Consider the following 25,404-nt stretch of genomic DNA (forward strand, 5'->3'; position numbering starts at 1 on the left):
TTCATGCAAAAGTAGTATTAATATTTTAATATTCAAAGGAATTTACTACTTTTGTAGCGTGAATCAATACTTGTAACACCACCTGTTCAGATGAGTTCATTGAAGGAAAAAACCGCCAAGGGATTGTTTTGGGGAGCCGTGAACAGCGGTTCTACCCAGCTGTTGAATGTCGTTATCGGGGTGTGTCTGGCCCGCTTGCTCGACTTGTCTGATTACGGTATCGTGGGCATGCTGACCATTTTTACAGCCATTGCGGGCAATTTGCAGGACAGTGGGTTCTCTACAGCCCTCATCAATCTGCCCAAGATACGGCATCGTGACTACAATGCTGTGTTCTGGTTTGGAGTCTCTGTGAGTACGATTCTTTACGTTATCCTGTTCTTCTGTGCTCCGTTGATAGCCGATTTCTTTCATCAACCCAGTCTGATACCGCTTTCTCGATTCGTCTTTCTCAGCTTTGTGCTGGCCTCATTGGGTATTCCCCATAGTGCCTATATGATTCGGAACTTCATGAATAAGGAGAAAGCCCTCATGGGATTTGTGGCCTTGCTGGTGTCGGGTGGAGTGGGAATCCTGTTGGCATTCCGTGGCTATGGCTACTGGAGTCTGGCTTGGCAACAGCTGCTTTTCATCCTTGTGCTGGATATAGGCCGGCTTTATTACACCCGCTGGCTGCCCACTTTTGAGTTTGATTTTGCTCCCATCCGCTCGATGTTCGGGTTCAGTAACAAGATATTGATAACGACTGTCATCAGTACCATCAGCAATAATTTCCTTACGTTTATATTCGGTCATCTGTTTACATCGAAGACTGTGGGTAGCTTTACACAAGCCTATAAATGGGATATGATGGGTTATTCGCTCATATCGAACACTGTGGCACAGGTGGCGCAGCCTGTTTTTGCGCAGGTGGGCAATGACAAAGCCCGGCTCAAGGGCGTGTTCCGGAAGATGGTACGCTTCACGGCTTTCCTGTCATTTCCCCTGATGTTCGGTCTCTGTATCGTCTCGAAAGAGTTTATCGTGGTCGCGATAGGGGCGAAATGGATGGCCAGTGTACCCTTGTTGCAGATATTGTGTGTGAGTGGTGCGTTCTTTCCTTTCTACACGCTTTACCAGAATCTGGCCATCAGCCATTCGCGTTCCGATATCCTGATGTGGTGCAACGTGGGACAGATAGCCCTGCAACTCGTCCTGGTATTTATCTCGGCGCCCTATGGCATTCAAGCGATGGTTGTGGTCTATTCGTTGTTCAACATCGTGTGGCTGGGTGTATGGCAGTATGTTGCCAAGCGTCTGGTGGGTATAACACTGCTCGACATGTTTCGCGATGTAGTGCCTTTCCTGCTCGCTTCACTGGCTATTATGGGACTTACCTATGTCGTAACGTTGCCCATCCACTCGCTTCTGCCCCTACTTGTCGTTAGAATACTGCTGGCTGCGGGCCTTTATTTTGCAGTCATGAAAGTGGCCCATGTCGCTATTCTAGAAGAAAGTCTGACCTATTTAGGTATCAGAAAGAAGCAGAAATAGGCAGCAGCAAATAGTTGCATGCACATTTTTGCATGCTCAATTCACCTATTTAAGATGTTTTATGGCATTGGTGTTGCCGCTAACTAGTAGGATATTCCCCCGTTAGCGGCATTTTTTTATCTGATGAACATCAGTTCGCGGAACTTTGGCAGTGTCCATAACTCGTCGGCCACAATCAGCTCCAACTTATCTATCTGATAACGTATCTCTTCCATTTTTGGCGCAATGTTGTCGTGGTAGGCAATGGCTTTTTCGCGCTCGCAGTCTATCCTGTTGGCCACACGGCGTGCGTCTATCAGCTCTTCCACCTCGGTTTCGATGGCCTGTGTGCGTTCTGCTATCTCACGGATAATCTTCAGGTTGCGCTCAGACAGCTTCAAGGCTTCCTCACGACCAAAGATATCTATCATGTTCTGCACGTTCTTGGCCAGTTGGCTCTGGTAGTGGGTAGCCACAGGAATGATGTGATTCATCGTCAGGTCGCCTATCACGCGTGCCTCTATCTGTATCTTCTTGGTGTAGGTTTCCCACTTCACCTCGTTGCGTGCTTCGAGTTCGTTGCGCTTCATCACGTTCATAGACTCAAACATCCTTACGCTCGACTCGTCCATGTAGCGGTCGAAGACCACCGGACACGATGTCTCGCAATCCAGTCCGCGCTTCTTGGCCTCTTCCACCCACTCGTCGCTGTAGCCGTTTCCGTCGAAGTGGATAGGCTTGCAGGTACGTATATCCTCGCGTATCACGTCGATGATAGCGCTGTTCTTACTCTCGCCCTTGGCTATGAGGGCATCCACACGCTCCTTGAAGTGGGTCAATGCCTCGGCCACGGCCGTGTTCAGCACAATCATAGACGAGGCACAGTTGGCCTCCGAACCTACTGCGCGGAACTCAAATCGGTTGCCCGTGAAGGCAAAGGGGCTCGTGCGGTTGCGGTCGGTATTGTCTATCATCAGTTCGGGAATCTCCGGAATGTCGAGCTTGATACCTTTCTTTCCGGCCACGGTGAACAACTCGTCCTTGTCGGCTTTCTCGATATGTTCCAGCAAGTCGGTGAGCTGCTTGCCCAGGAAACTGGAGATGATGGCAGGGGGAGCTTCGTTTCCGCCCAGTCGGTGGGCATTGGTGGCGCTCATGATACTGGCCTTGAGCACACCGTTGTGGCGATATACGCCCATCAGTGTCTCTACGATGAATACCACGAAGCGCAGATTGTCTTCCGAAGTCTTGCCCGCTGCATGCAGCAGCACGCCGGTATCGGTGGTCAGACTCCAGTTGTTGTGCTTGCCCGACCCATTGACTCCGGCAAAAGGTTTCTCGTGCAAGAGGGCGCGAAACCCATGTTTGCGGGCCACACGCTTCATGAGCGACATGAGCAGCATGTTGTGGTCGACGGCCAGATTGCACTCCTCATAGATGGGCGCAAGCTCAAACTGGTTGGGAGCTACCTCATTGTGGCGCGTCTTGCAGGGTATACCCAGTTCGAGGGCCTGCACCTCCAGATCTTTCATGAAGGTCTGCACGCGCTCCGGAATGGTTCCGAAATAGTGGTCTTCCATCTGTTGGTTCTTCGCCGAGTCGTGTCCCATGAGGGTACGGCCGGTCAACATCAGGTCTGGTCGGGCCAGGTATAGGCTGTCGTCGACGAGGAAATACTCCTGTTCCCAGCCAAGATTGGTCTGTACCTTCTTCACTTTCGGGTCGAAATAGTGGCATACGGCGGTAGCAGCCACGTCGATGGCGTGGAGCGAGCGCAGCAGCGGAGCTTTGTAGTCGAGTGCCTCGCCGGTGTAAGAGATGAAGATAGTCGGAATACAGAGCGTGTCGTCGATGATGAATACCGGCGACGTAGGGTCCCAGGCCGAATATCCACGTGCCTCGAAGGTGTTGCGAATACCACCGTTGGGGAACGAGCTGGCATCAGGCTCTTGCTGTACGAGCAACTTGCCGGAGAACTCTTCGAGCATGCCGCCCTTGCCATCGTGTTCTACGAAGGCGTCATGTTTCTCGGCCGTTCCCTCGGTGAGGGGCTGAAACCAGTGAGTGTAGTGCGTCACGCCATGCTCCTTGGCCCACTTCTTCATACCACGTGCCACCGCGTCGGCGATGCTGCGGTCCAGTCGCGTGCCGTTGTCCATCACGTCGATGAGCTTGTTGTACACCTCTGTGGGAAGATACTTGTACATCTTGGCACGGTTGAAGACGTACTTGCCGAAGTACTCGGAAGGGCGCTCTTTGGGCAATTCTACCTCGACCGGCTTCTTTCTGAAAGCCTCGGCCACTACCTCAAATCTTAAATTCGTCATATCTCCTTATTGCTATTTGTTTCTTATTCAGTCTCTGTTTGTGTGCGTCTGGCTGTAGAAAACGAAAAAGGATTCCCATGCGTGCATGAGAATCCATATCCGATATTTACCAGAATTTATTGTTTGCTTCGCTATATTCGAAACCGGCTGTGGCCAGTTCCGCTTCCAATGCAGTGCGTTCCACGTTCATGTCGTCGCAAAGTTCGTCGAGCGAACCATAGTTGTCGCGCAACAACATATTGACCGTACTGAACAATATCATTGGATCTTTGGGTAATTTATCCATCTTTCGACAGTTTGTTAGAATCAGCCGCAAAGTTACAAAATAAAGATGAAACTTGCTGTTACTATGTCCCAAAAAACTTTACGGCCTCTGTCAATAGCCTTCGTCTGCCAGTTTGGAATCCTAAAATCCTGCCCTCGGTTCACTGCTCGGGCTTAGCAGCCCCGCTGCCAAGCCTCTGCAGCCTGCCTGCCGAGCCTCTGCAGTATCGCTGCCGCAGCCCTGCAGCTCAATAACTCATGAACTCATAAACTAAAAAACTTCCCCAATCATTTGGAACTTATCAATATTTTTCCTAACTTGCGCACAAATTGAGACAAATAGTATTTTACAACCTTAATATAAACGGTAATTGATATGAATATGATACAAATTTGTCTTATGTATTTTGTTGGCTGCCCATTGATGCAGCCCTTTGATAGTCTGTGTTCTCGTCTTAATGCTCCTCGTGCTGAAGATTGCTTAGTAGAACAAGTTATGGATTATTCTTCCGTTGGCCCTCAAGGAGATAATGCTATTTGGGACTTTTCAAATGTAAGGATGAGAGGGAAGGACTATAAGGTGTCTTTTGATAGTGTTAAGCACGAGTCAGCAGATTTTATTAGTATGGAGCATCAGACGAAATACTATTATAAAATGTCTAATGACAGCTTGTTTTTATGTGGATATGAGAATCCTACAACATCAGTATCCTTTTCTTGTCCCGAATTATTATTGAATTTTCCCATGACTTATGGTCAAAGCATCAGTAGTTCTTATGAAGGGAAAGGAAAATATTGCAATAAAGTTGATATGAAAGTTTATGGCTTATCTCGAAGTAGAATCGATGGTAGGGGCATTCTTGTTCTACCCACTGGTGATACTCTTCGGCATGTGCTACGTTTGCATAGAACCAAAAGATTCTTTCATGATTTTTTCTCGCAAAAAGATTCTGTTATAAGATCGTATGACAGTATAAAAACGCATTATGAAGACATAATGCGGGCACGTCTCTCAACAGATAGTTTGATTTTATATGAAGATGTTTACCAATGGTATGCACCAGGATATCGTTATCCCGTCTATGAATCAATATTAGCCCGTGATGGAAAAACAAATCAAGAATCTCCGTCTTATGCCATTGCATTCTTTTATCCTCCATCGGCCCATATGTATTTGACAGATGATCAAGCCAATCGATTATTGATAAGAGAAAAGGCTACTGGCAAGACGCGGAGTTTATACGGAGCTGAGCAGAATGAATTATTGGATTTCGGGAAGAATATTCAACTGCTTCGGAATGGAAATAAACTTTCATTGTCTTATTTCTTGAATGGGAATCATGCCGTGTCATTCGGAATCTACGATATAAAGGGATATGTCTATCAATATAATGAAAGGACATATGCACAAGCGGGAATATACCATGAAGATATGAATATTGCGGAATTAAAACCAGGCATATATATCGTAAAGATAACTCTGGATGGATATGATAATATCTTGAAGTTCATCAAGGATTGAAATTGCCTTCAGGTAAGCTTTTAATGAAGTAATTGATTCGAATAAACCGTAATTTAATTCAGATATATGAAGACGAGTAGAATTATATGTATCGTATGCTTGGTAGGTAGTGTGCTGACTTGTATGGGACAAAGAGTCCCTAACATTATAGATCTCAAGAGTGAGAAGGTAATTCCGCAAAGTCCTATAGTGGCATCTTTGGCCCGTTATGGCAGTTATCCTGTCAGTCTAAGTTCTGGGCTGGTTGATATCTCTGTTCCCATATTCACGATAAAGACTCGACATTTCACAATGCCGATAGGGATTTCTTATCATTCATCAGGAATCAAAGTTAATGATATTGCTAGTCAAATAGGGCTTGGATGGACTCTTAATGCTGGTGGAGTTCTTTCTGTAGAAGTTCGAGGGAATAATATGGACGATTATACTGAACCAGAGATTCTGACCGAACAAGAAGTGGAAGAAAGGCGTGATGGTAAAAAATATCCTTATTTTTTTAACACGATGCTTGGATATAGTGATGGTAAGGTAGATACGCAGTCAGACAAATACTCATATACTGTTGCAGGAAGTATTTCCGGTAACTTTGTCAAAGACAATCACAATAACATTATCCAGCTTCCAGCTACTGATCGTAAGATTTTTATCAAGAATAAAACTTATTATATTTTAGATGAAGACGGAACCCGTTATGAATTTGGTGCAGGAAATTACACATTGACAAAGAATGCTGAAGGACGTTTGATAACTGCTTACCATCTCACCAAGATAGTTTCTGCGGACAAAACAGATTCCATGCTTTTCCATTATCGTCAAGTACCGAACTATTATTTGTCACAAGTTCATTTTGTAGGCCGTAAATGCAATGATTATAATATGGTGGCACCTTCATCTTATTATGATAATATAAAGACCTACTCTCTTTGCACATATTCTGATGTGATATTGAGCAGTATCGTCTTTCAAGGCGGTGACATCGAATTTGTTTCTACAGATGACAGAGATGATCTTGGGAAGGGGAAAATCACAGATATTAATATTTGTCAGCAGACAGACAAACTATCACATGCTAAGATTATTACATGCCATTTAGAACAAAGTTATTTTATCTCAGACAATTTACAAGAAAAATATGCCCCTTATTATAAACGTTTAAGACTGGACAAATTAGAACTTCAAGTAAATGATAATACACGTACATACAGTTTTGATTATAATAGGATAAAACTGCCTAATTATGATTTTGGAGCTGAACAGCGAAATTCTTGGCCTATAGGTGAAGCAAATGTGAATTATGGACAAGATATGTGGGGGTATTATAATGGTGTAACTTCCAATAGACATCTTATTCCGTTCTCTATGGAAGTGCCAAAGGGTGATTTCCTTAAAATGACAGATTGTTCACAACTGCCTCAAAGAAAAGTCTCTCCTTCTCATTCCAAGGCTTGCATGTTAAGCAGAATTCATTATCCATCAGGAGGTTATACAGAATTTGAATACGAATCGAATAGAGTCGGACATGAAGGTACTCTTTGTGGTGGGATGCGAATTAAAGAAATTATTTCTTATGATAGAAATTCGAAGATGTTGAAGAAGAAATCTTATTCCTATGGTGCGGGAGAGGATATTACATTGACACAGTTCCTTGGTCAGTCATCGGTTTATTCGCAGAAATATCGTTATACAGGTAGTTTGTTATTAGGTTCCCCTCAAAATGCTCCTATCAATACTGAAACTTTTATTTGCACATCTTCGCCGGCATTATTAAATACGACTTATTCATCTCCAGTCTTTTATCCCTTTGTTACAGAGTATGAGGGAGATGAGAAAAACAATACGGGGAAAACGGAGTATAGTTATAATTATGTTCCTAACAGGGTTTTTCCTAATATGTCTAGATCTGGTTCTACGCGAAGATACAAATGGAATGTCATTGATAATTTTTGGATGAGGGGTGATTTGTGCGATTTGAAGAAATACAAAAATATCGACGGGAAATATACCCTAGTCAAGTCGGAAGCACATCATTATGCTTTCCCCAATACCAAAGAGGTTATTACAGGACTGGTCGTTACTCATGATGTGGTAGATTATTATGATTATCATGGTATGCAGGCTAGAATAGAAGATATGAATAAATGGTTCGATTGGTTTAATACAAAGACGCAGGCTGGTAGCAAGGTGCTCATTCACAGCATCTTTTATGATTGTCTGTCGGAAGGGAAAAAGCCTGTCACTAAAGAAATTCTGTATGAATACGGAAAAATAAGTGCTACACATTCCCATCAACAGTTAACTCAAAAGATAGAACGGTTGGGGCAATCTGCCTGTGTGTCTACTAAATATTTTTATCCTCAGGATGTTACACTTAACACTGTTTCTGGTGCCGATTATGGTGTAAATTGTAAGTTTAGAGAGCTTAATATCCTGAATCAGCCTATAGAAATTCTTGTGCGCAGGGCTGTGGGGACCAGCTCTTTCCAGTTAGTATCAGGTGTGTTTTTGCATTTTGAGGATATTGGTAGAATTGGTAAGGTCTATAGTCTTAAAATACCATGTAATGCTGATTATACTGGCATTACGCAGCTTAGTCATGCTGGATACAATAAAAGTAATAATTATGATCTGGAAATAGCAAATGTCTATGATGCCAAAAAGAATATTGTGGAAAGTACAGATAGAGATGGAATTCCCACTACGATATTATGGGGATATGGTGGGCGAATGCCGGTTGCCTATATACGGAATGCAAATTTCTCAGCAGTCAGCACGAAATTACAGCAATATACGGGATTTACGCCGAAATCTTTGTTAACTTCCTACAATCTGGACTTGAGCAAACTGGGAGTATTAAGGAGGGAGTTGCCGAAAGCTCATGTGCAACTTTTCAAACATGCATCTCTTCTTGGGTTAACGGATATTGTCAATGAAAATGGTATTCAGGTACATTATGATTATGATGGATTTGGGAGATTGGTGTTTACTGCGCTTAATGGCAAACCTTTTCATGCTTACTCGTATCATGAGGATTCTCAGAATGCTGATGCTCTCATTTTGCATACAACATCTGAATACCAGCAGTTTAGAGAGGCAGTCTTTTCTGTAGATGTGACAGGTAATGAGGATGATTATCATTACACTTGGAAAATTCTGGATAGCAAAGGAACTACACTTGTAGAAAATACAGGAAATCCATTTAGAGTAATGCTAAAGAAATGGGGCGAAGAAATAAGCTTGATCTGTGATGTGACAGGAAAGCGGACACTTCATCTGGTGCGTAAAATTCATACGGTTCCGGCACCTGTTATGAAAGTTTCTGAAATAATTTCTACCGATTCTGTCATCCGTGTCGATGGTAGAAAATATGGTTTCTCCATACATGCTCAGGATGGTTCTGGCCAATATTCTTTTAGATGGACTTTAAAATATGGCACGGTAACTAAAACGTTTGATACCCCTGATATAGAATTCTCTGCGGACAATACATATACAGGAATGCTTCTTTGTGAAGTTACGGATAAAGAATATGGTACAAAAGTAATGCGAAGCTATAGTATAAAGGTCTTACCGCCTTTGCCACTCCAGCTGGAAGGTATATCTGGTCATACCACATATGCTGTTGGAATGGAGACCTCTTATACTCCCATTGTTGAACCAGGTACGGGGTCTGGAAATTATTTATGCACATGGAGATTAAAGGCTCCTTCTGGACAGGTCTCCAATAAGAGTTCAAATCCCAGCAAGCCGAATCAATTTAATTTTATTTTCCCGGATTATGGGACCTATCAACTAACTTGTATTCTAACAGATAATTTTACGAAGAAGACGTATGAAGCCACAACAATTATTCATATCAGACCAACGGTAAATTTTGTAGAAGAATCTACAAAGCGTGGTATGATAGAACAAGAGATAACCGGCTATATCAGATGTGATAGAGATGTCACTCTTAAAATAGAATATGGAACCGATAGACCTGCAAATCCTAAAGACGATAGGGCTCAATTCTCTATTGGAGGAAATTATTTTGATTTGTTTACCGGGACGGAGGAGAGAGAAATTACCCTAAAAAAAGGGAAAAGTAGCTTTAATATCTTTGTAACTAAACAGAGAGACAATAATCGGGTGATGGAATTCTGGATAAAAATACTTTCGGTTTCTCCCGATTGCTTGATATTGAATGATATTGTAAGACTGGTTGTATTATGAAATTTAAATGTATTCTTATGAGACACATCTTTCTATTCATATTGTTGTGGTTTGCTTTGCCTTTCTGTCTTTCTGTTTCTGCACAAACCGAGAGCATGAATTATGTCAAGAGTCGAAACTATCTTGGTACAGACGAGTATTTGGATGAGATTGTCTACCATGATGGGTTGGGACGGCCCGTAGAGACCATAAGGCAAAGTTATGCACCAAACAGGCAGGATATTATCAGTTATCAAGAGTATGACAGAGCCGATAATCTTATTCGTCAGTGGCTTCCTATTCCAGCCCAAACGACAGGACAATATATGGCCGAATCCGTCTTTCGATCCTCTGCTCTGCAGCAGGGGCTGTACGGAAATGATACAAATCCATATAAAGAAACGATATATGAGCCGTCTCCTTTGAATCGTCCTTTGAAAAGTTTTGGTCCAGGGCAGGCTTGGTACACTGCAACAAAATATCAATCGACGGAATATCTGACCAATAAGGAAACGGGAGAACTGAATTGTGCCTATTACGAGGTGACAAACGATCATAAACTCATCAAGAGGGGTAATTGGTATGAAGGCGAATTATACGTCAACAAACAGACTGATGAAGATGGATATGTCTATTATATCTTTACAAATCTGTTGGAGCAAAAGGTATTGGTACGTCGATTGGCTGGTAAAGCTTTTGAAGATACATATTATGTATACGATGTTTATGGAGATTTAAGATACGTGCTACCGCCTGCTGCTTCTGAGAAATTAACTGATGTCAAAAAAACATGGAGCATGGCAGACAATAAAACTTTGTCAGACTATGGTTATTACTATCAATATGATGGCCGACATCATTGTGTTGAGAAAAAACTTCCTGGTTGTGAACCTATTAAAATGCACTATGACTATGCCGATCATCTAGTAGGTATACAAGATGGTAATCTGCGTAAACAGAATTTATGGAAGTTTATCCTCTATGATGCTTTTGGACGCATTACAGTTGTTGGTCTTTGTAAAAGTGCGAGTTTCGCTCCAGGAGGCAGAGTTGTCATAACTTCACATTATACGGGCAAGGGAGTATTGGGCGGCTATGAGTCCAATGTTGGATTTCCTAATCCCGTTGTGCTCAAAGTTTTGTATTATGACGAGTATACCTTCATAGATGATTTGGAAAATATACATAAGTCTCACCTTATTCATACTGGAGATAATCAGTCTAGTGGAAATTTGTCACCGGTGGCAATGGGATTATTGACAGGTGAACGGGTAAGAATGTTGGAAACAGACAGCTTTCTTGTTTCTGTATATTATTATGATGCTGATGGTAGGAGAATACAAACACGCTCTACCAATCATTTGGGCGGATATAACGAAGAAACATTGCAGTTGAGTATGACAGGGAAGGTTCTTCAACGTCATTATGAACATACAATCAAAGAAGAGTATCGTATTGTGCAAAATTTTATTTACCAATACGATCATGCAGAGCGTCTTCTCACCGTGAACCATCAGTTTATGAACCATCCTGCTGTTACATTAGCAAAGTACAGTTACGATGATATTGGAAGAATGGTATGTAAAGAGATGGGCGGAGGAAGAGAGAAAACCGTTTATAGCTATAACGTACGAGGTCAGTTGACGAAGCAAACAGGGCAATCTTTCTCGGAATTAATAGCCTACCAAGGACCTGTAGATGGAGTCTCTCCTGTAAAAGCCTGTTACAATGGTAATATCAGTGCCTCGGCATGGCTGGTAGAGGGAAAACGGCGAGGGTACAAATATAGCTATGACAGTATGGGACGATTAATCCATGCTGTTTATGGAGAGGGTACAGACCTGTCTGTCAATATCGGACGCTTCGACGAGCAAATGAATTATGATAAGATGGGGAATATTACGAAGTTGCAGCGCAAAGGGTTACAAGACAATGGACAATATGGAGCGATAGACAAACTTGTATATGAATATTCCGGGAATCGACTTGTTCGCGTAAGCGATGCTATTTCTGGTCCTCTATATGTAGGTGCCTTTCATTTCATGGATGGTGAAGACCTTGGAGAGGAATATATTTACGATGCCAATGGTAATATGACGAAAGATTATAATAAGAAAATAGTCGACATTCAGTATAATTTACTAAATTTGCCAAGAGGGATGCAGTTTGCGGCTGGACATACCATTAATTGGCTCCATGATGCCAATGGTCAAAAACTTCGTACAAGCTATCACACCGCTAAAATAGGAGTGAGTATTCCGATGACTAGTGTGATGACACCATTAAAACCTTCGGAAACAATGATGAAGACACAGACTGATTATAGTGGAAATCTGATATATGAGGACGGAAAACTCAGTAAGATATTGACCGACGAAGGGTACATCTCCTTTAAAGGAAACACCCCTGTATACCATTATTATCTACGAGATCATCTCGGTAGTATCCGAGTTGTGATAGATGATAATGGCAGTGTGGAGCAGGTGAACCATTACTATCCCTTCGGCGGACTGTTCGGTGAGTCTACGGGTGGTGGCACGCAGCCATATAAATACAACGGCAAGGAGCTGGACCGCATGCACGGTCTCGACTGGTACGACTATGGTGCCCGCCATAGTGATGCTGCATTGGGCAAATGGATGTGTATGGATCCGTTGGCGGAGAAATATCATGATGTGACTCCGTATGGGTATTGCCATGAAAACCCTGTAAGATTGGTTGATAAAGACGGGAAGGATGATTACTATGATAATGCTGGAATGTTTGTTTTTAAAGATGATAAAAATACTAATAATATTATGATATTAGATTTTAGTTATTATCTAAGACAGATGACAGGAGCAGAATGGTTACCAAAAGGATACAAGTCTATCAAGGATGTGATTTTGTCTGCAGAAGCTTACTCTCATATTCTTACAGATGTACTTTGTCGTTATTCCGGCCCTCATCCTGATAGACTTTATAATGGTGAAGTCTCTGTAGTAGTAAGCCCTGATAACGAGAGGATAGTAAGTACCTATAATAATCCCAATCTACTATCAACAGCACTAGGAAATGATAATGCTTCAACTAGGAAAATGGACGATGGGAGTATAAAGGTTACAGCCTGTATTAATTATGAGGGGGTATTTGACAACAGGGAATTGTTTTCTACAGCCGATAATATTTACAATTTGCTATATAGACATGAATATAAAGGACATGGTTTGATGAGACTTAGTGATCATTATAAGGTCTATCAACTTCAATTTAGTGATCCCTCATGGGAAAAAGCGACAGATGAATTTAAACGGAGAATGCAAAAAGAATCTGAACAATATAAATGAATTATGATAAAAAGAATATCTTTTCTCGCCTATATTGCTATATTAATTTGTATTAGCTCTTGTAATACAAAGAAAGAACGCCAGAAAGATTTGGACAATACATTGTATTGTACTATTACTAGTATTTTTATATCTCCACAAGATAGTACAGGGAAATATAATTTAATGTTAGAGATTAAAATAAAGAACCCAACATCAGACACAATCTTTTTGCCAGAGAGAAAAGCAATAGCATTCCATGGGATTCCCTTTTTCTATAGATCGTTTATTGATGCGAAATTGATGAATAAGCGTATTCCCCTCTTTATTTCAACATCATTTGGTAACAAAGTATATATGGGACCACATTGGGATTCACTTCGTCTTCTTAGTTATGATAATTTTACTATAGATGGGGATAGAAAGCTGAATATGGATAGTCTTAGGAATATAAAACTGATATATCGATACGAAGGGCTTTCCGGATATAAGATGTTAAAAAGGATAAAATTTGAATATCAGTCTCCTGCTGTCTTTATTTTGCCTGCAGGGCTAAATCGTTTTTCTGCATATCGAGAGCTTTGTAGAAAAAGATTACAATGGGCAGACGGTACTCCTGTCAGCTATTAAATAGTTTTGTGAATGATAAATTATTTTCAATACAACGGCAAGGAGCTGGACCGCATGCACGGTCTCGACTGGTACGACTATGGTGCCCGTCATTACGATGCAGTGCTTGGCAGATGGATGTGCATGGACCCACTGGTGGAGAAAACTTTTCCTGTTAGTGGTTATATATATTGCTTAAATAATCCTATAAAGTTTATAGACCCCAACGGAGATAAAGCTATGATTTGGTATGTTGACAAGAATGGGAAAAACCGTACCTTTATGTATGATGGCACGCAAAAACGGGTACCAAACAATGCTTTTGTTTTAGATTTTGTGCATACATATAATTACCTTAAAGGTAAAGAAGCTGGTGAAAATTTATGCAAAGCTGTTACAGACCCCAATATAATAATAGAAGTACAAGAATCCTCAGAGGAAAATCTATACGACAATAGCGATCGGAGATATACTGTGTTTTGGATGCCTAGAAAGGGGCTGAGAACGTCTGATGGTGGGAAACAATCTCCTGCAGTTAGGCTAGAACATGAATTTGATCATGCACTTGACGATATTAAGAATCATAAAGAGCATCGTGAGAAACGTGAAGTTAGAGATTCACAGTATGATAATGCAGAAGAAAAAAGGGTTATCAGAGGTAGTGAAACGAAGACGGCTAGAAAACTAGGAGAGAGTATCAGAACGAACCATAGAGGAACAGATTATGATGTGGTAGATCCAAGAACAACAGTCCCATTAAATAAGTGACATGAAAAAAATAATATTTTTATTACTGCTGGCGATGAATATCTCATGTATACATGATGTATCAAAAGAAGAATACATCGGTGCTTTATTTCTTCCTGTATATATAGATACTTCAATACCAATAAGGTGTGAAAGTCTCCTTTCAATGTGGACGACATCAAAAATGAAAATTGATACCTGCGATATTGATCAGGAAAGTTTTATGAGAATAAAAGCATTTATACAAAAGTTTCAGTTAGCAGATACCGGTAATGTGTGTGATTCGAGATTACTGATACAGCTTGACTCTATGCATCTGTGTATAGGCACTAATAATTGCATTAGTGACTTAGGAAGCAATCTTGAAAGAAATGACATGAATACCATTTATTTGATCAAATGGAAAATAGGATATTATAATCTTTATGAAAAGGAGGATTTAAAGGATATACCTGAAATTAAGCTTTTCGGAATACCTAGAGACTACAAACACTATGTCTCAGATTGTAATAAGCCTAAAAAAGAATTCATGATGAAAGTTTTAAGATATAAATCAAAATGTTGTCGTATATTTTGATCAAAGCATAGGAGCCGCAAATTAGGCTATCAATATAAAGAGGTAAGTGTTACATGGCGACCACCCTGAAAACCGATTATTGTGGCAATATGATATACGAGGACGGAAAACTCAGTAAGATTCTGACCGACGAAGGCTACATCTCCTTTAAAGGAAACGCCCCTGTATATCATTATTATCTACGAGATCATCTCGGTAGTATCCGAGTTGTGATAGATGATAATGGCAGTGTGGAGCAGGTGAACCATTACTATCCCTTCGGCGGATTGTTCGGTGAGTCTACGGGTGGTGGCACACAGCCATATAAATACAACGGCAAGGAGCTGGACCGCATGCACGGTCTCGACTGGTACGACTATGGTGCCCGACATAGTGATGCTGTGCTGGGCAGATGGATGTGCATGGACCCACTGGCAGAGAAATATTATGATGTGACCCCGTATGGGTATTGTGGAAACGACCCTGTAAACAGGTTTGATCCCGATGGTATGGATTGGGTTGAAGATAATAATGGTAATGTGACATGGAGGGCAGATGTTAATACAAGAAATCATGGTAGTGCCATAAAAAAGGGGGAGACTTATAGAGGGAGATATTATGAGAGAGTTAAAAACTGGAATAATAGTAAATATCAAGGCATGGTTTTGGAAACCTACCACACTTATAGTAAAATGTCTTATTCTCCTGCAAAAGATGTTTATGTAGATGTCGGAGGAAAAATGCGAAATTATAAAATTGGTGATGTTAGCATAAAACTGATTGCTACTTTTAAAAACGGGAAAACAAGAGTACTAGGTCTTTATAATGCTGTTGCCGGTGGATTTGGAAACGGGGCACCAGAAAACGGGAATTATACAATTAGTACCTATCAAGACAGAAGCCCTAAAGGATGGTATAATAAGGGCATGAATAGAGATGGCGTGGGATTTAGCTATAATTTAAATCCTCTTTTCGACACAGGTAGAACAGACTTAAGAATCCATCCTGATGGGAATAATGAAGGAACTTTAGGCTGTATCGGTCTTTTAGGGAATGCTAAAAAACTGATTGATTTTAAAGATACTTTAAATCGTATGCTGAAAGTTAATAAAACTATTTTTACTAACATACATATATATAACAACCCTAATAATAATGGTAAAAATGGGACAAAAATACCGAATGTTAATGAGTAGCCTTGTTTTTGTTTGTATGTTTGTCTGTTGCCAGCAATCAACGAAGACTGCGAGTCGAAGGAGTGTGCTCAAAGCTATCACAAAAGTGCAAGGGGAAGATAAAGAATTCCAACCGGAAATGAGTATAAATCATTCGCTGTACTTGAGGGATGGGACTTCAATAAACAATTTTTGTCAAGGGTTTAAGAGATTGACCAGCACAACAAAATTAAGAGAAACACCTGTATTCATTTTATCGAATAAGACTGCAAAGGAATATTTACTGATGTATCATTATGAAGGAGATAATAAAAATATCTTTAGTGTATTTGAATTTGGTTATTTGAAAGATGATACTCTATTGAAAAAGTGCATAATCAATAAAACAAATTACATAAGTTTTGCAACGGAATCTGGGCTAAAATTGGGAATGGCTTTTAAGGATGTGGTAAGGTTGAAAGGGAAGAGCTATACATTAGAAAAAGAAATAGTTGGAAAAATTCTGAAATATACGATAAACGATGCTGGTGCTTCTATATTAAAGCAATATGAAATGTCATCATATTTTATGGAACTGTATTTTAGAGATGACATTGTTTATAAGGTTAAGTTTGGGTTTGAATATCCATAATTATTAATAGAGTTGGCCATACACGACTATGCAAGGCGCACAACGGATTCGGACTGATAGACAAACAGCGGTAACCAGCTGGCCAAGGTTTCCGATGCTAACGGCAACATGACACAAGATTATAACAAGAAAATTTCGAAAATAGGATATAATTCAGTAAATTTACCGTCGAAGCTCCAATTCTGCTATGGGCATTTGGCAGAGTATGCTTACGATGCTACGGGGCGGAAGCTGCGTGTGACATTCACCACGTCGAAGACTAACCTGTTAGTGGCGATGGGAAGCATCGTACCGCCCCAGGCTACGAATGTGGCAACCACCCTGAAAACCGATTATTGTGGCAATATGATATACGAGGACGGAAAACTCAGTAAGATTCTGACCGACGAAGGCTACATCTCCTTTAAAGGAAACGCCCCTGTATACCATTATTATCTACGAGATCATCTCGGTAGTATCCGAGTTGTGATAGATGATAATGGCAGTGTGGAGCAGGTGAACCATTACTGTCCCTTCGGCGGACTGTTCGGTGAGTCTACGGGTGGTGGCACGCAGCCATATAAATACAACGGCAAGGAGCTGGACCGCATGCACGGTCTCGACTGGTACGACTATGGTGCCCGACATAGTGATGCTGTGCTGGGCAGATGGATGTGTATGGACCCACTGGCAGAGAAATATTATGATGTGACCCCGTATGGGTATTGTGGAAACGACCCTGTAAACAGGTTTGATCCCGATGGTATGGACTGGTATAGAGATAAAGATGGAACTTATCAATTCTCACCTGGGGTCCATAGCCAAGCTGATTTGCAAAAAGGGCAACTGTATTTATGGAAATCACATCAGTTTAAAACTATAAATTATAGAGATGATGGAAGTATAATATATGCCAATGAGACAGCAGCATATAACAGAATGTGGAATCAAGCAGATAAACATTATAGACAGAAATATCATAGAGGTCGTGAGGTAGGTGCCTTCATTCTAACGACTGGATATATACTAGTTTTACCAGACTATAATAATAATTTTAATACAAGTAATATTTCACAACTCGGATATGTCATATTAGGCAATGGTAAAATAAGGCATGGTCAGGAAATCTTTAAAGTATCTGCCCAAATTCATACTCATCAGAAAGGATGTGGTGATGCAAGCCCTTCTTATGTAGGTAAGTATAGTGATGCTATTATCTCAGAAAAAATAAGTCGACCTGTATTTACAATGTCCCACGATGGTAATGTTTGGTATATTATTGCCAATCAGAATAGTCAAAATATAAATATTACGCCTTTTAAAGTAAAAGAACTATTGCGAGGTTTTGCGTTGAAAGGTAGTTTCGTAAAATATGCAGGAGATCCTGCTTGGAAAAGATTTGGCAAATGAAGAAAAACGTATTTATTGCTTTTATTTTAGCATCCATCATGTTCTGTGGTTTAAGTTGCAATATCAGCAAGTCGAATAAACCTAAATTATATGGATTACAACTTGTTGATACTTCGAATTTCAAGAAACATTTTCTGAAGGAGTTGAGTAACTATGTTAGGAGAGACAAGAAATGTAAAGTGTTTCTTTTAAAATCGACAACACTGTTCAGGCACGCGAACAGACTCGAAGAAGATGAAATAGGGGGACGGGTAATTTACAATGAGATTTTTGTGATAGAACGCGCTACGCCCTATTCCATAGGAAAAGGAGAATTCGTTTTTTCTAGAAATTATCCTTCACAATTTTTTATGATAGGGGATAAGACAATATTCATATCCTCAGGACAAGATGTTTTGCAGAATCAAAAGTTATTAAAGGAAGTATATCATAAATTGATAAAAGAAGATTTCTTAAATTCTCAAAAATATTATATGCTCGTATTTGACGCTATTGATAGTGTCGAGACAGTGCAAGAGAAACAGGTCTATTTGTCCCCTGAGTTTGATTTGATACATGGTACACATAAAACGGAAGACGTGGACTTTATTCCTCCCCAAATAGAAAGAGATAAGAACTAATTAGGCGAAAGGATAGGAAGACGAAATTTGCCCCATTGCTCGAAGGGCTGTAAATGAATCTCCCCCTGCTAAAGACTTTGTCAACAGGCCTGCTTGTTCACAGGGCAACTCATAGGTGGGAATTCAATTCGCCCCTACAACTTATAAACTTACAAACTCGTAAACTACCATATATAATATGGTGATACATGAATATTTGTGTGATGGAGTTGTAGAATATGATGCCGTTAGCTATATTGATGTATGCTGAAAGGGGCTGAAGTGAGGAATTTGTAGACTTATGCGATAGTTACAAATATCTTACCAAAGTTATATTTTGTTAAATATTGGGTTTGTAAAAATATCGTAGTCTATATATGTTAGGTAATTTAAATAATTGTTCGTACCTTTGCAGCCCGAAATGGCATGTTGTATTGTGTCTGTTTCGTAACGGTTTGATAATAAACAAAATATATATAATTAAAAAGTAAAATTATGCCTACTATTTCACAATTGGTAAGAAAAGGCAGAAAGGACATCGTAGACAAGAGCAAGTCTCCGGCTTTGGACAACTGTCCTCAGCGTCGTGGCGTTTGTGTTCGTGTTTACACTACAACTCCTAAGAAGCCTAATTCGGCAATGCGTAAGGTTGCCCGTGTTCGTTTGACAAACTCTAAGGAAGTAAACTCTTACATTCCCGGAGAAGGTCACAACTTGCAGGAACACAGTATCGTATTGGTGCGTGGCGGTCGTGTAAAAGACCTTCCCGGTGTTCGTTATCACATCGTGCGTGGTACTCTTGATACCGCAGGTGTTGCTAACCGTACACAGCGTCGCTCTAAATATGGAGCTAAGCGTCCTAAGGCAGCTAAGAAGTAAGCTGTAAAGGCATTTCGAGTAGGCTTGGTGCTGGCTTTTGCTAGTTTTCCTGTCTACTTGTTATTTAAGAAAAATCGTTTTGCTGGAGAATTGTTAACGACAGGTTGAGTAAATGTCCGAGTGAGGATGTTGAAGAAAACAGAAGTACAGCCCCAAGCAGAATTTTATTTTAAAAACAAAAATGAGAAAAGCAAAACCAAAGAAGCGTGTGATCTTACCAGATCCAGTCTTCAACGACCAGAAGGTCTCTAAGTTCGTGAATCATTTGATGTATGACGGTAAGAAGAATACATCTTATGAAATTTTCTACAAAGCTCTTGATGTAGTGACAGAGAAGATGGCTAAGGAAGAAAAGTCAGCTCTCGAAATCTGGAAGCAGGCTCTTGACAACATTACTCCCCAGGTGGAGGTGAAGAGTCGCCGTATCGGTGGTGCAACATTCCAGGTACCTACAGAAATTCGTCCCGACCGTAAAGAGAGTATTTCTATGAAGAATCTGATCCTCTTTGCCCGTAAGCGTGGTGGTAAGACTATGGCAGAGAAACTTGCTGCAGAAATTGCTGATGCTTACAACAATCAGGGTGGTGCTTATAAGCGTAAGGAAGATATGCATCGTATGGCTGAGGCTAACCGTGCATTTGCTCACTTCAGATTCTAATCATATTAATCAGGAAAAGAAAAAATGGCAAATCGCGATTTACATTTGACACGTAATATCGGTATCATGGCTCACATTGATGCCGGTAAGACAACAACATCAGAGCGTATCCTTTTCTACACCGGAAAGACTCACAAGATTGGTGAGGTACATGACGGTGCAGCTACTATGGACTGGATGGCTCAGGAGCAGGAACGTGGTATCACTATTACATCTGCTGCTACCACCTGTAACTGGAACTATAACGGCAAGTCGTTCAAAATCAACCTGATTGATACTCCGGGACACGTTGACTTCACTGCTGAGGTAGAGCGTTCACTCCGTGTTCTTGATGGTGCTGTGGCTACATACTCTGCTGCCGACGGCGTTCAGCCTCAGTCGGAAACAGTATGGCGTCAGGCTGACAAGTACAATGTTCCCCGTATCGGTTATGTGAACAAGATGGACCGCTCTGGTGCAGACTTCTTCGAGACTGTACAGCAGATGAAGGATATCTTGGGTGCTAACCCCTGTCCTGTTCAGATTCCAATCGGAGCTGAAGAGAACTTCAAGGGTATCGTAGACCTGATTAAGATGAAGGCTATCCTGTGGCACGATGAGACCATGGGTGCAGAATATGATGTAGAGGAAATTCCTGCTGATCTCGTAGACGAGGCAAACGAGTGGAGAGAGAAAATGGTAGAGAATGCTGCCAACTACGACGACGAACTGATGGAACTTTATCTGGAAGGCAAGGATATTCCTGAGGAGTTGTTGATGAAGGCTATCCGCAAGGGTACTATCTCTATGGAAATGACTCCTATGGTGCTCGGTTCTTCATACAAGAACAAGGGTGTCCAGCCCTTGCTCGACTATGTTTGTGCATTCCTTCCTTCACCTCTGGATACAGAGAATATCATTGGTACGAATCCTGATACTGAAGAAGAGGAAGACCGCAAGCCTTCAGACGAGGCTCCTACCTCTGCACTCGCATTTAAGATTGCTACCGACCCGTTCATGGGCCGTCTGGTATTCTTCCGTGTTTACTCTGGTAAGGTGGTTGCAGGCTCTTATGTTTACAACCCTCGTTCGAGAAAGCGTGAGCGTATCAGCCGTCTGTTCCAGATGAACTCTAAGCAGGAAATTCCAATGGAGTCTATCGACGCAGGAGATATCGGAGCAGGTGTAGGTTTCAAGGATATCCGCACTGGTGATACATTGTGTGACGAGAATCATCCTATCGTATTGGAATCTATGACATTCCCTGATACCGTAATTTCTATCGCCGTAGAACCGAAGAGCCAGGCAGACGTTGCCAAGATGGACAACGGTCTTGCTAAGCTTGCAGAAGAAGACCCGACATTTACCGTGCGTACCGACGAGCAGAGTGGTCAGACGATTATCTCTGGTATGGGTGAGCTTCACTTGGATATCATCATCGACCGTTTGAAGCGTGAGTTCAAGGTAGAATGTAATCAAGGTAAGCCTCAGGTTAACTATAAGGAAGCTATTACCAAGCCTGTTACACTTCGCGAAGTTTACAAGAAGCAGAGTGGTGGTCGTGGTAAGTTTGCTGATATTATTGTTACTATCGGTCCTAAGGACGAGGATTACAAGGAAGGCGACTTGCAGTTTGTGAATGAGGTGAAGGGCGGTAACGTTCCTAAGGAATTCATTCCTTCGGTACAGAAGGGTTTCCAGGATTCATTGAAGAATGGTATCTTGGGTGGCTATCCTATGACCGGTATGAAAGTTACGCTGACCGACGGTAGCTTCCACCCTGTAGACTCTGACCAGTTGTCATTCGAGCTTGCTGCACACAACGCATTCAAGAACGGATGTCCTAAGGCAGGTCCTGTCTTGATGGAGCCTATCATGAAAGTAGAGGTTGTAACTCCGGAAGAGAACATGGGTGATGTTATCGGTGACTTGAACAAGCGCCGTGGTATGGTTCAGGGTATGGACGAAGCCCGTAGTGGTGCTCGCATCGTGAAGGCGATGGTTCCTTTGGCAGAAATGTTCGGCTATGTAACAACTCTGCGTACCATTACTTCCGGCCGTGCTACAAGCTCTATGGAGTATGATCACCATGCAGCTCTCTCTTCAAGCATTGCCAAGGCTGTACTTGAGGAAAGTCACGGACGTGCAGACCTGTTGTAATTCAGAGAAAAAAATAGGTGAGGGGAGACATGGCTTAGCGAATGACTCTTAAGCCATGTATCTCTCTTCCTAATAATAACAATAATCATCATTTAAAAGAAATGAGTCAGAAAATCAGAATTAAGCTGAAGTCTTACGACCACATGTTGGTAGACAAGTCAGCAGAGAAGATTGTGAAAGCCGTTAAGGCCACCGGTGCTATCGTGAGTGGACCGATTCCATTGCCAACACGTAAGCGTATCTATACTGTAAACCGCAGTACTTTCGTTAACAAGAAAGCTCGTGAACAGTTCCAGTTGCAGGATTTCAAGCGTCTTATCGATATCTATAGCTCTACAGCTAAGACTGTTGACGCATTGATGAAGCTGGAGTTGCCTAGTGGTGTGGAAGTAGAGATTAAGGTATAAGAAAGTTGACGAATGGAGAGGGGCTGGTTGGCAGCTCGATGATGAGACAGGTCAGTAGCTCTCTCGATATTCATAAACTCATAAATCATTTTAAAATAAAAAATTGAAATGCCAGGATTAATTGGAAGAAAAATCGGAATGACATCCGTTTTCAGTGCCGACGGTAAGAATGTACCGTGCACTGTTATCGAAGCTGGTCCTTGTGTTGTAACCCAGGTTAAGACTGTAGAGAAAGATGGTTACAAGGCTGTTCAGTTGGGTTTCGCAGAAGCTAAGGAGTCTCGTACTACTCAGCCTATGATGGGAGTCTTTAAGAAAGCCGGCACAACACCGAAGAAGCACTTGGCCGAGTTCAAGTTTGACGAGGAGTATAACCTCGGCGACACCATTACGGTTGAACTGTTCAACGGAGCAGAATTCGTTGACGTGGTTGGTACATCTAAAGGTAAGGGTTTCCAGGGAGTTGTTAAACGTCATGGATTTGGCGGTGTAGGCCAGAGTACTCACGGTCAGGACGACCGCGCACGTAAGCCGGGTTCTATCGGTGCTTGTTCTTACCCTGCAAAGGTATTTAAGGGTATGCGCATGGCAGGCCAAATGGGAGGCGACAGAGTGACTACTCAGAACCTCAAAGTGTTAAAGGTAATTCCAGAACAGAATCTGATCATCGTGAAAGGTTCGTTCGCTGGATGCAAAGGTTCAACCGTATTAATAGAGAAATAATGGAAGTTAGCGTATTAAATATCAATGGTCAGGAGACCGGGAGAAAGGTTACGTTAAACGAATCTATCTTCGGAATTGAGCCTAACGATCACGTGCTTTATCTTGATGTAAAGCAGTATCTCGCTAATCAGCGTCAGGGTACAGCTAAGTCGAAAGAGAGAAGTGAAGTTAGTGGTTCTACTCGTAAGTTGGGACGTCAGAAAGGTGGTGGCGGTGCTCGTCGCGGTGATATCAACTCACCTGTACTCGTAGGTGGTGGTCGTGTATTCGGTCCTAAGCCACGTGACTATCGTTTCAAATTGAACAAGCAGGTAAAGACACTTGCTCGTAAATCTGCTTTGTCGTACAAGGCTCAAGATAATGCGATTGTTGTTGTTGAGGACTTCAGTTTTGATGCTCCAAAGACAAAAGATTTCGTAAACTTTGCTAAAAATATCAAAGTTGACGGTAAGAAGACACTCGTTCTTTTGCCAGAAGTAGATAAAAACGTATATTTGTCAGCTCGTAACTTGCAGCGTTCTGAAGTTATGCTCGCTTCTGCACTCAATGCGTATAAAGTTTTGAATGCGGATGTTGTTGTCATTACTGAAAATTCACTGAAGGCTATTGACGAGATCTTAACAAAGTAATTAAGGAGAAGTAAATTATGGCATTTATTGTAAAACCTCTGGTCACTGAGAAGATGACCAAAATTACAGAGAAGCGTCCGAACCGTTTCGGTTTCATCGTGCGCCCTGAGGCAAACAAGCTCCAAATCAAGAACGAGGTCGAAGGTCAGTACAATGTGAAAGTAGTGGACGTGAATACAGTTCGTTATGCCGGTAAGCGTCAAAGCCGCTATACCAAGGCAGGTCTTGTGAAAGGACAGAAGAACGCATTCAAGAAGGCAGTCGTTACGCTGAAAGATGGCGACACAATTGATTTTTACAGCAATATTTAAATAAAAAATGGCAGTACGTAAATTAAAGCCCGTTACTCCGGGTCAAAGACACAAGGTTATTGGCACGTTCGAGGATATTACTGCATCCGTGCCAGAGAAGTCTCTCGTTTACGGTAAGCATTCTACCGGTGGTCGAAACAACACCGGTAAGATGACCGTACGCTACATTGGCGGTGGCCATAAGCGTAAGATTCGTTTCATCGATTTCAAGCGAGAGAAAGATGGTGTTCCAGCTGTAGTAAAGACAATCGAATACGATCCGAACCGTTCGGCTCGTATCGCTTTGTTGTACTATGCTGATGGTGAAAAACGTTACATTATTGCTCCCAATGGACTGCAGGTGGGTACAACCCTGATGTCAGGTGCAGAAGCTGCTCCTGAAGTAGGAAACTCTCTGCCTTTGGCAAACATCCCCGTAGGTACGGTAATTCATAATATTGAGTTGCGTCCGGGTCAGGGTGCTCTGCTCGTTCGTTCGGCTGGTAATTTTGCTCAGTTGACTTCTCGTGAGGGTAGTTATTGTGTAATTAAGCTCCCTTCTGGCGAGACTCGTAAGATTCTCTCTGCTTGTAAGGCTACTGTAGGTAGTGTAGGTAACTCTGATCACGCATTGGAGCAGTCTGGTAAGGCTGGACGCTCACGCTGGTTGGGTCGTCGTCCTCACAACCGTGGTGTTGTTATGAACCCTGTTGATCACCCAATGGGTGGTGGTGAAGGTCGCCAGAGTGGTGGTCACCCACGTTCACGCAAGGGCTTGTACGCTAAGGGTCTTAAGACTCGTGCACCTAAGAAGCTCTCCAACAAGTATATTATTGAAAGAGCTAAAAAATAACA

The 25,404-nt window shown here is 41.7% G+C and carries 21 protein-coding genes; 19 read left to right on the forward strand and 2 right to left on the reverse strand.

The window, feature by feature from the left end:
• Positions 1–90 precede the first annotated feature (90 nt).
• Positions 91–1,533, forward strand: a complete 1,443-nt coding sequence (locus tag ACZ42L_RS11005; RefSeq protein WP_464716119.1) for a lipopolysaccharide biosynthesis protein — start codon at positions 91–93, stop codon at positions 1,531–1,533.
• 116 nt (positions 1,534–1,649) lie between these two features.
• On the opposite strand, the gene ACZ42L_RS11010 is transcribed toward ACZ42L_RS11005, so the two are convergent.
• Complete coding sequence (locus ACZ42L_RS11010; RefSeq protein ID WP_464716120.1) at positions 1,650–3,839, reverse strand: glutamine synthetase III family protein; 2,190 nt, start codon at positions 3,837–3,839, stop codon at positions 1,650–1,652.
• A gap of 106 nt (positions 3,840–3,945) precedes the next feature.
• A complete protein-coding gene (locus ACZ42L_RS11015) occupies positions 3,946–4,125 on the reverse strand; it encodes a DUF4250 domain-containing protein (protein WP_464716121.1) in 180 nt (59 codons plus the stop codon).
• 354 nt (positions 4,126–4,479) lie between these two features.
• On the opposite strand from ACZ42L_RS11015, the gene ACZ42L_RS11020 reads away from it, so the two are divergent.
• The 18 genes from ACZ42L_RS11020 (at position 4,480) to rplB (ending at position 25,402) form a co-directional block, all read left to right on the forward strand.
• Complete coding sequence (locus ACZ42L_RS11020) at positions 4,480–5,625, forward strand: T9SS type A sorting domain-containing protein (RefSeq protein ID WP_464716122.1); 1,146 nt, start codon at positions 4,480–4,482, stop codon at positions 5,623–5,625.
• Between the two features lie 123 nt (positions 5,626–5,748).
• Positions 5,749–9,834 carry a hypothetical protein gene (locus tag ACZ42L_RS11025; RefSeq protein ID WP_464716123.1) on the forward strand — a complete coding sequence of 1,362 codons (4,086 nt, stop codon included), beginning with the start codon at positions 5,749–5,751 and terminating at the stop codon, positions 9,832–9,834.
• A 17-nt stretch (positions 9,835–9,851) separates the two neighbouring features.
• A complete protein-coding gene (locus tag ACZ42L_RS11030) occupies positions 9,852–13,139 on the forward strand; it encodes a DUF6443 domain-containing protein (protein ID WP_464716124.1) in 3,288 nt (1,095 codons plus the stop codon).
• Positions 13,140–13,142: 3 nt separating this feature from the next.
• Positions 13,143–13,748 (forward strand): hypothetical protein, encoded by a 606-nt coding sequence (locus ACZ42L_RS11035; protein ID WP_464716125.1) that lies wholly within the window; start codon positions 13,143–13,145, stop codon positions 13,746–13,748.
• 12 nt (positions 13,749–13,760) lie between these two features.
• Complete coding sequence (locus ACZ42L_RS11040) at positions 13,761–14,495, forward strand: RHS repeat-associated core domain-containing protein (RefSeq protein WP_464716126.1); 735 nt, start codon at positions 13,761–13,763, stop codon at positions 14,493–14,495.
• A gap of 1 nt (position 14,496) precedes the next feature.
• Positions 14,497–15,051 carry a hypothetical protein gene (locus ACZ42L_RS11045; protein ID WP_464716127.1) on the forward strand — a complete coding sequence of 185 codons (555 nt, stop codon included), beginning with the start codon at positions 14,497–14,499 and terminating at the stop codon, positions 15,049–15,051.
• Between the two features lie 89 nt (positions 15,052–15,140).
• A complete protein-coding gene (locus tag ACZ42L_RS11050; protein ID WP_464716128.1) occupies positions 15,141–16,226 on the forward strand; it encodes an RHS repeat domain-containing protein in 1,086 nt (361 codons plus the stop codon).
• A gap of 64 nt (positions 16,227–16,290) precedes the next feature.
• Positions 16,291–16,836, forward strand: coding sequence for a hypothetical protein (locus ACZ42L_RS11055; RefSeq protein ID WP_464716129.1), 546 nt, complete (start codon positions 16,291–16,293; stop codon positions 16,834–16,836).
• A gap of 108 nt (positions 16,837–16,944) precedes the next feature.
• Entirely contained in the window at positions 16,945–18,225 is a 1,281-nt protein-coding gene (locus ACZ42L_RS11060) for an RHS repeat domain-containing protein (RefSeq protein ID WP_464716130.1), read from the forward strand.
• Positions 18,222–18,845, forward strand: a complete 624-nt coding sequence (locus tag ACZ42L_RS11065; protein ID WP_464716131.1) for a hypothetical protein — start codon at positions 18,222–18,224, stop codon at positions 18,843–18,845. Before ACZ42L_RS11060 ends, ACZ42L_RS11065 begins: the two co-directional genes overlap by 4 nt.
• A 474-nt stretch (positions 18,846–19,319) precedes the next feature.
• Positions 19,320–19,703, forward strand: a complete 384-nt coding sequence (gene rpsL, locus ACZ42L_RS11070; RefSeq protein WP_036896543.1) for a 30S ribosomal protein S12 — start codon at positions 19,320–19,322, stop codon at positions 19,701–19,703.
• Between the two features lie 181 nt (positions 19,704–19,884).
• Positions 19,885–20,361: a 30S ribosomal protein S7 gene (rpsG, locus tag ACZ42L_RS11075; RefSeq protein ID WP_036896544.1), complete on the forward strand. Its 477-nt coding sequence runs from the start codon at positions 19,885–19,887 to the stop codon at positions 20,359–20,361.
• A gap of 24 nt (positions 20,362–20,385) precedes the next feature.
• Positions 20,386–22,500 (forward strand): elongation factor G, encoded by a 2,115-nt coding sequence (gene fusA, locus ACZ42L_RS11080; RefSeq protein WP_464699266.1) that lies wholly within the window; start codon positions 20,386–20,388, stop codon positions 22,498–22,500.
• 101 nt (positions 22,501–22,601) lie between these two features.
• Entirely contained in the window at positions 22,602–22,907 is a 306-nt protein-coding gene (gene rpsJ, locus ACZ42L_RS11085) for a 30S ribosomal protein S10 (RefSeq protein WP_036896546.1), read from the forward strand.
• 108 nt (positions 22,908–23,015) lie between these two features.
• Positions 23,016–23,630, forward strand: a complete 615-nt coding sequence (gene rplC / locus ACZ42L_RS11090) for a 50S ribosomal protein L3 (RefSeq protein ID WP_464699268.1) — start codon at positions 23,016–23,018, stop codon at positions 23,628–23,630.
• A complete protein-coding gene (rplD, locus tag ACZ42L_RS11095; RefSeq protein ID WP_464702795.1) occupies positions 23,630–24,259 on the forward strand; it encodes a 50S ribosomal protein L4 in 630 nt (209 codons plus the stop codon). The genes rplC and rplD overlap by 1 nt, the downstream gene beginning before the upstream one ends.
• 17 nt (positions 24,260–24,276) lie before the next feature.
• The gene (gene rplW / locus ACZ42L_RS11100) at positions 24,277–24,570 is read left to right on the forward strand and encodes a 50S ribosomal protein L23 (RefSeq protein WP_464699272.1); all 294 of its coding nucleotides are present in this window, start codon (positions 24,277–24,279) and stop codon (positions 24,568–24,570) included.
• 7 nt (positions 24,571–24,577) lie between these two features.
• Positions 24,578–25,402 (forward strand): 50S ribosomal protein L2, encoded by an 825-nt coding sequence (gene rplB / locus ACZ42L_RS11105; RefSeq protein WP_464699274.1) that lies wholly within the window; start codon positions 24,578–24,580, stop codon positions 25,400–25,402.
• Positions 25,403–25,404 lie beyond the last annotated feature (2 nt).

The organism is Prevotella mikamonis (assembly GCF_055381405.1).

Excerpts from the sequence above, each read along its gene's own strand:
- ACZ42L_RS11020 (WP_464716122.1), top strand. The coding sequence starts at position 4,480 with ATGAATATGATACAAATTTGTCTTATGTATTTTGTTGGCTGCCCATTG.
- ACZ42L_RS11045 (WP_464716127.1), top strand. The coding sequence starts at position 14,497 with ATGAAAAAAATAATATTTTTATTACTGCTGGCGATGAATATCTCATGT.
- fusA (WP_464699266.1), top strand. The coding sequence starts at position 20,386 with ATGGCAAATCGCGATTTACATTTGACACGTAATATCGGTATCATGGCT.
- rpsG (WP_036896544.1), top strand. The coding sequence starts at position 19,885 with ATGAGAAAAGCAAAACCAAAGAAGCGTGTGATCTTACCAGATCCAGTC.
- ACZ42L_RS11005 (WP_464716119.1), top strand. The coding sequence starts at position 91 with ATGAGTTCATTGAAGGAAAAAACCGCCAAGGGATTGTTTTGGGGAGCC.
- ACZ42L_RS11065 (WP_464716131.1), top strand. The coding sequence starts at position 18,222 with ATGAAGAAAAACGTATTTATTGCTTTTATTTTAGCATCCATCATGTTC.
- rpsJ (WP_036896546.1), top strand. The coding sequence starts at position 22,602 with ATGAGTCAGAAAATCAGAATTAAGCTGAAGTCTTACGACCACATGTTG.
- rplD (WP_464702795.1), top strand. The coding sequence starts at position 23,630 with ATGGAAGTTAGCGTATTAAATATCAATGGTCAGGAGACCGGGAGAAAG.
- ACZ42L_RS11035 (WP_464716125.1), top strand. The coding sequence starts at position 13,143 with ATGATAAAAAGAATATCTTTTCTCGCCTATATTGCTATATTAATTTGT.
- ACZ42L_RS11040 (WP_464716126.1), top strand. The coding sequence starts at position 13,761 with ATGATAAATTATTTTCAATACAACGGCAAGGAGCTGGACCGCATGCAC.
- rplW (WP_464699272.1), top strand. The coding sequence starts at position 24,277 with ATGGCATTTATTGTAAAACCTCTGGTCACTGAGAAGATGACCAAAATT.
- rplB (WP_464699274.1), top strand. The coding sequence starts at position 24,578 with ATGGCAGTACGTAAATTAAAGCCCGTTACTCCGGGTCAAAGACACAAG.
- ACZ42L_RS11060 (WP_464716130.1), top strand. The coding sequence starts at position 16,945 with ATGACACAAGATTATAACAAGAAAATTTCGAAAATAGGATATAATTCA.
- ACZ42L_RS11010 (WP_464716120.1), bottom strand. The coding sequence starts at position 3,839 with ATGACGAATTTAAGATTTGAGGTAGTGGCCGAGGCTTTCAGAAAGAAG.
- ACZ42L_RS11025 (WP_464716123.1), top strand. The coding sequence starts at position 5,749 with ATGGGACAAAGAGTCCCTAACATTATAGATCTCAAGAGTGAGAAGGTA.
- ACZ42L_RS11015 (WP_464716121.1), bottom strand. The coding sequence starts at position 4,125 with ATGGATAAATTACCCAAAGATCCAATGATATTGTTCAGTACGGTCAAT.
- ACZ42L_RS11050 (WP_464716128.1), top strand. The coding sequence starts at position 15,141 with ATGATATACGAGGACGGAAAACTCAGTAAGATTCTGACCGACGAAGGC.
- rpsL (WP_036896543.1), top strand. The coding sequence starts at position 19,320 with ATGCCTACTATTTCACAATTGGTAAGAAAAGGCAGAAAGGACATCGTA.
- rplC (WP_464699268.1), top strand. The coding sequence starts at position 23,016 with ATGCCAGGATTAATTGGAAGAAAAATCGGAATGACATCCGTTTTCAGT.
- ACZ42L_RS11030 (WP_464716124.1), top strand. The coding sequence starts at position 9,852 with ATGAGACACATCTTTCTATTCATATTGTTGTGGTTTGCTTTGCCTTTC.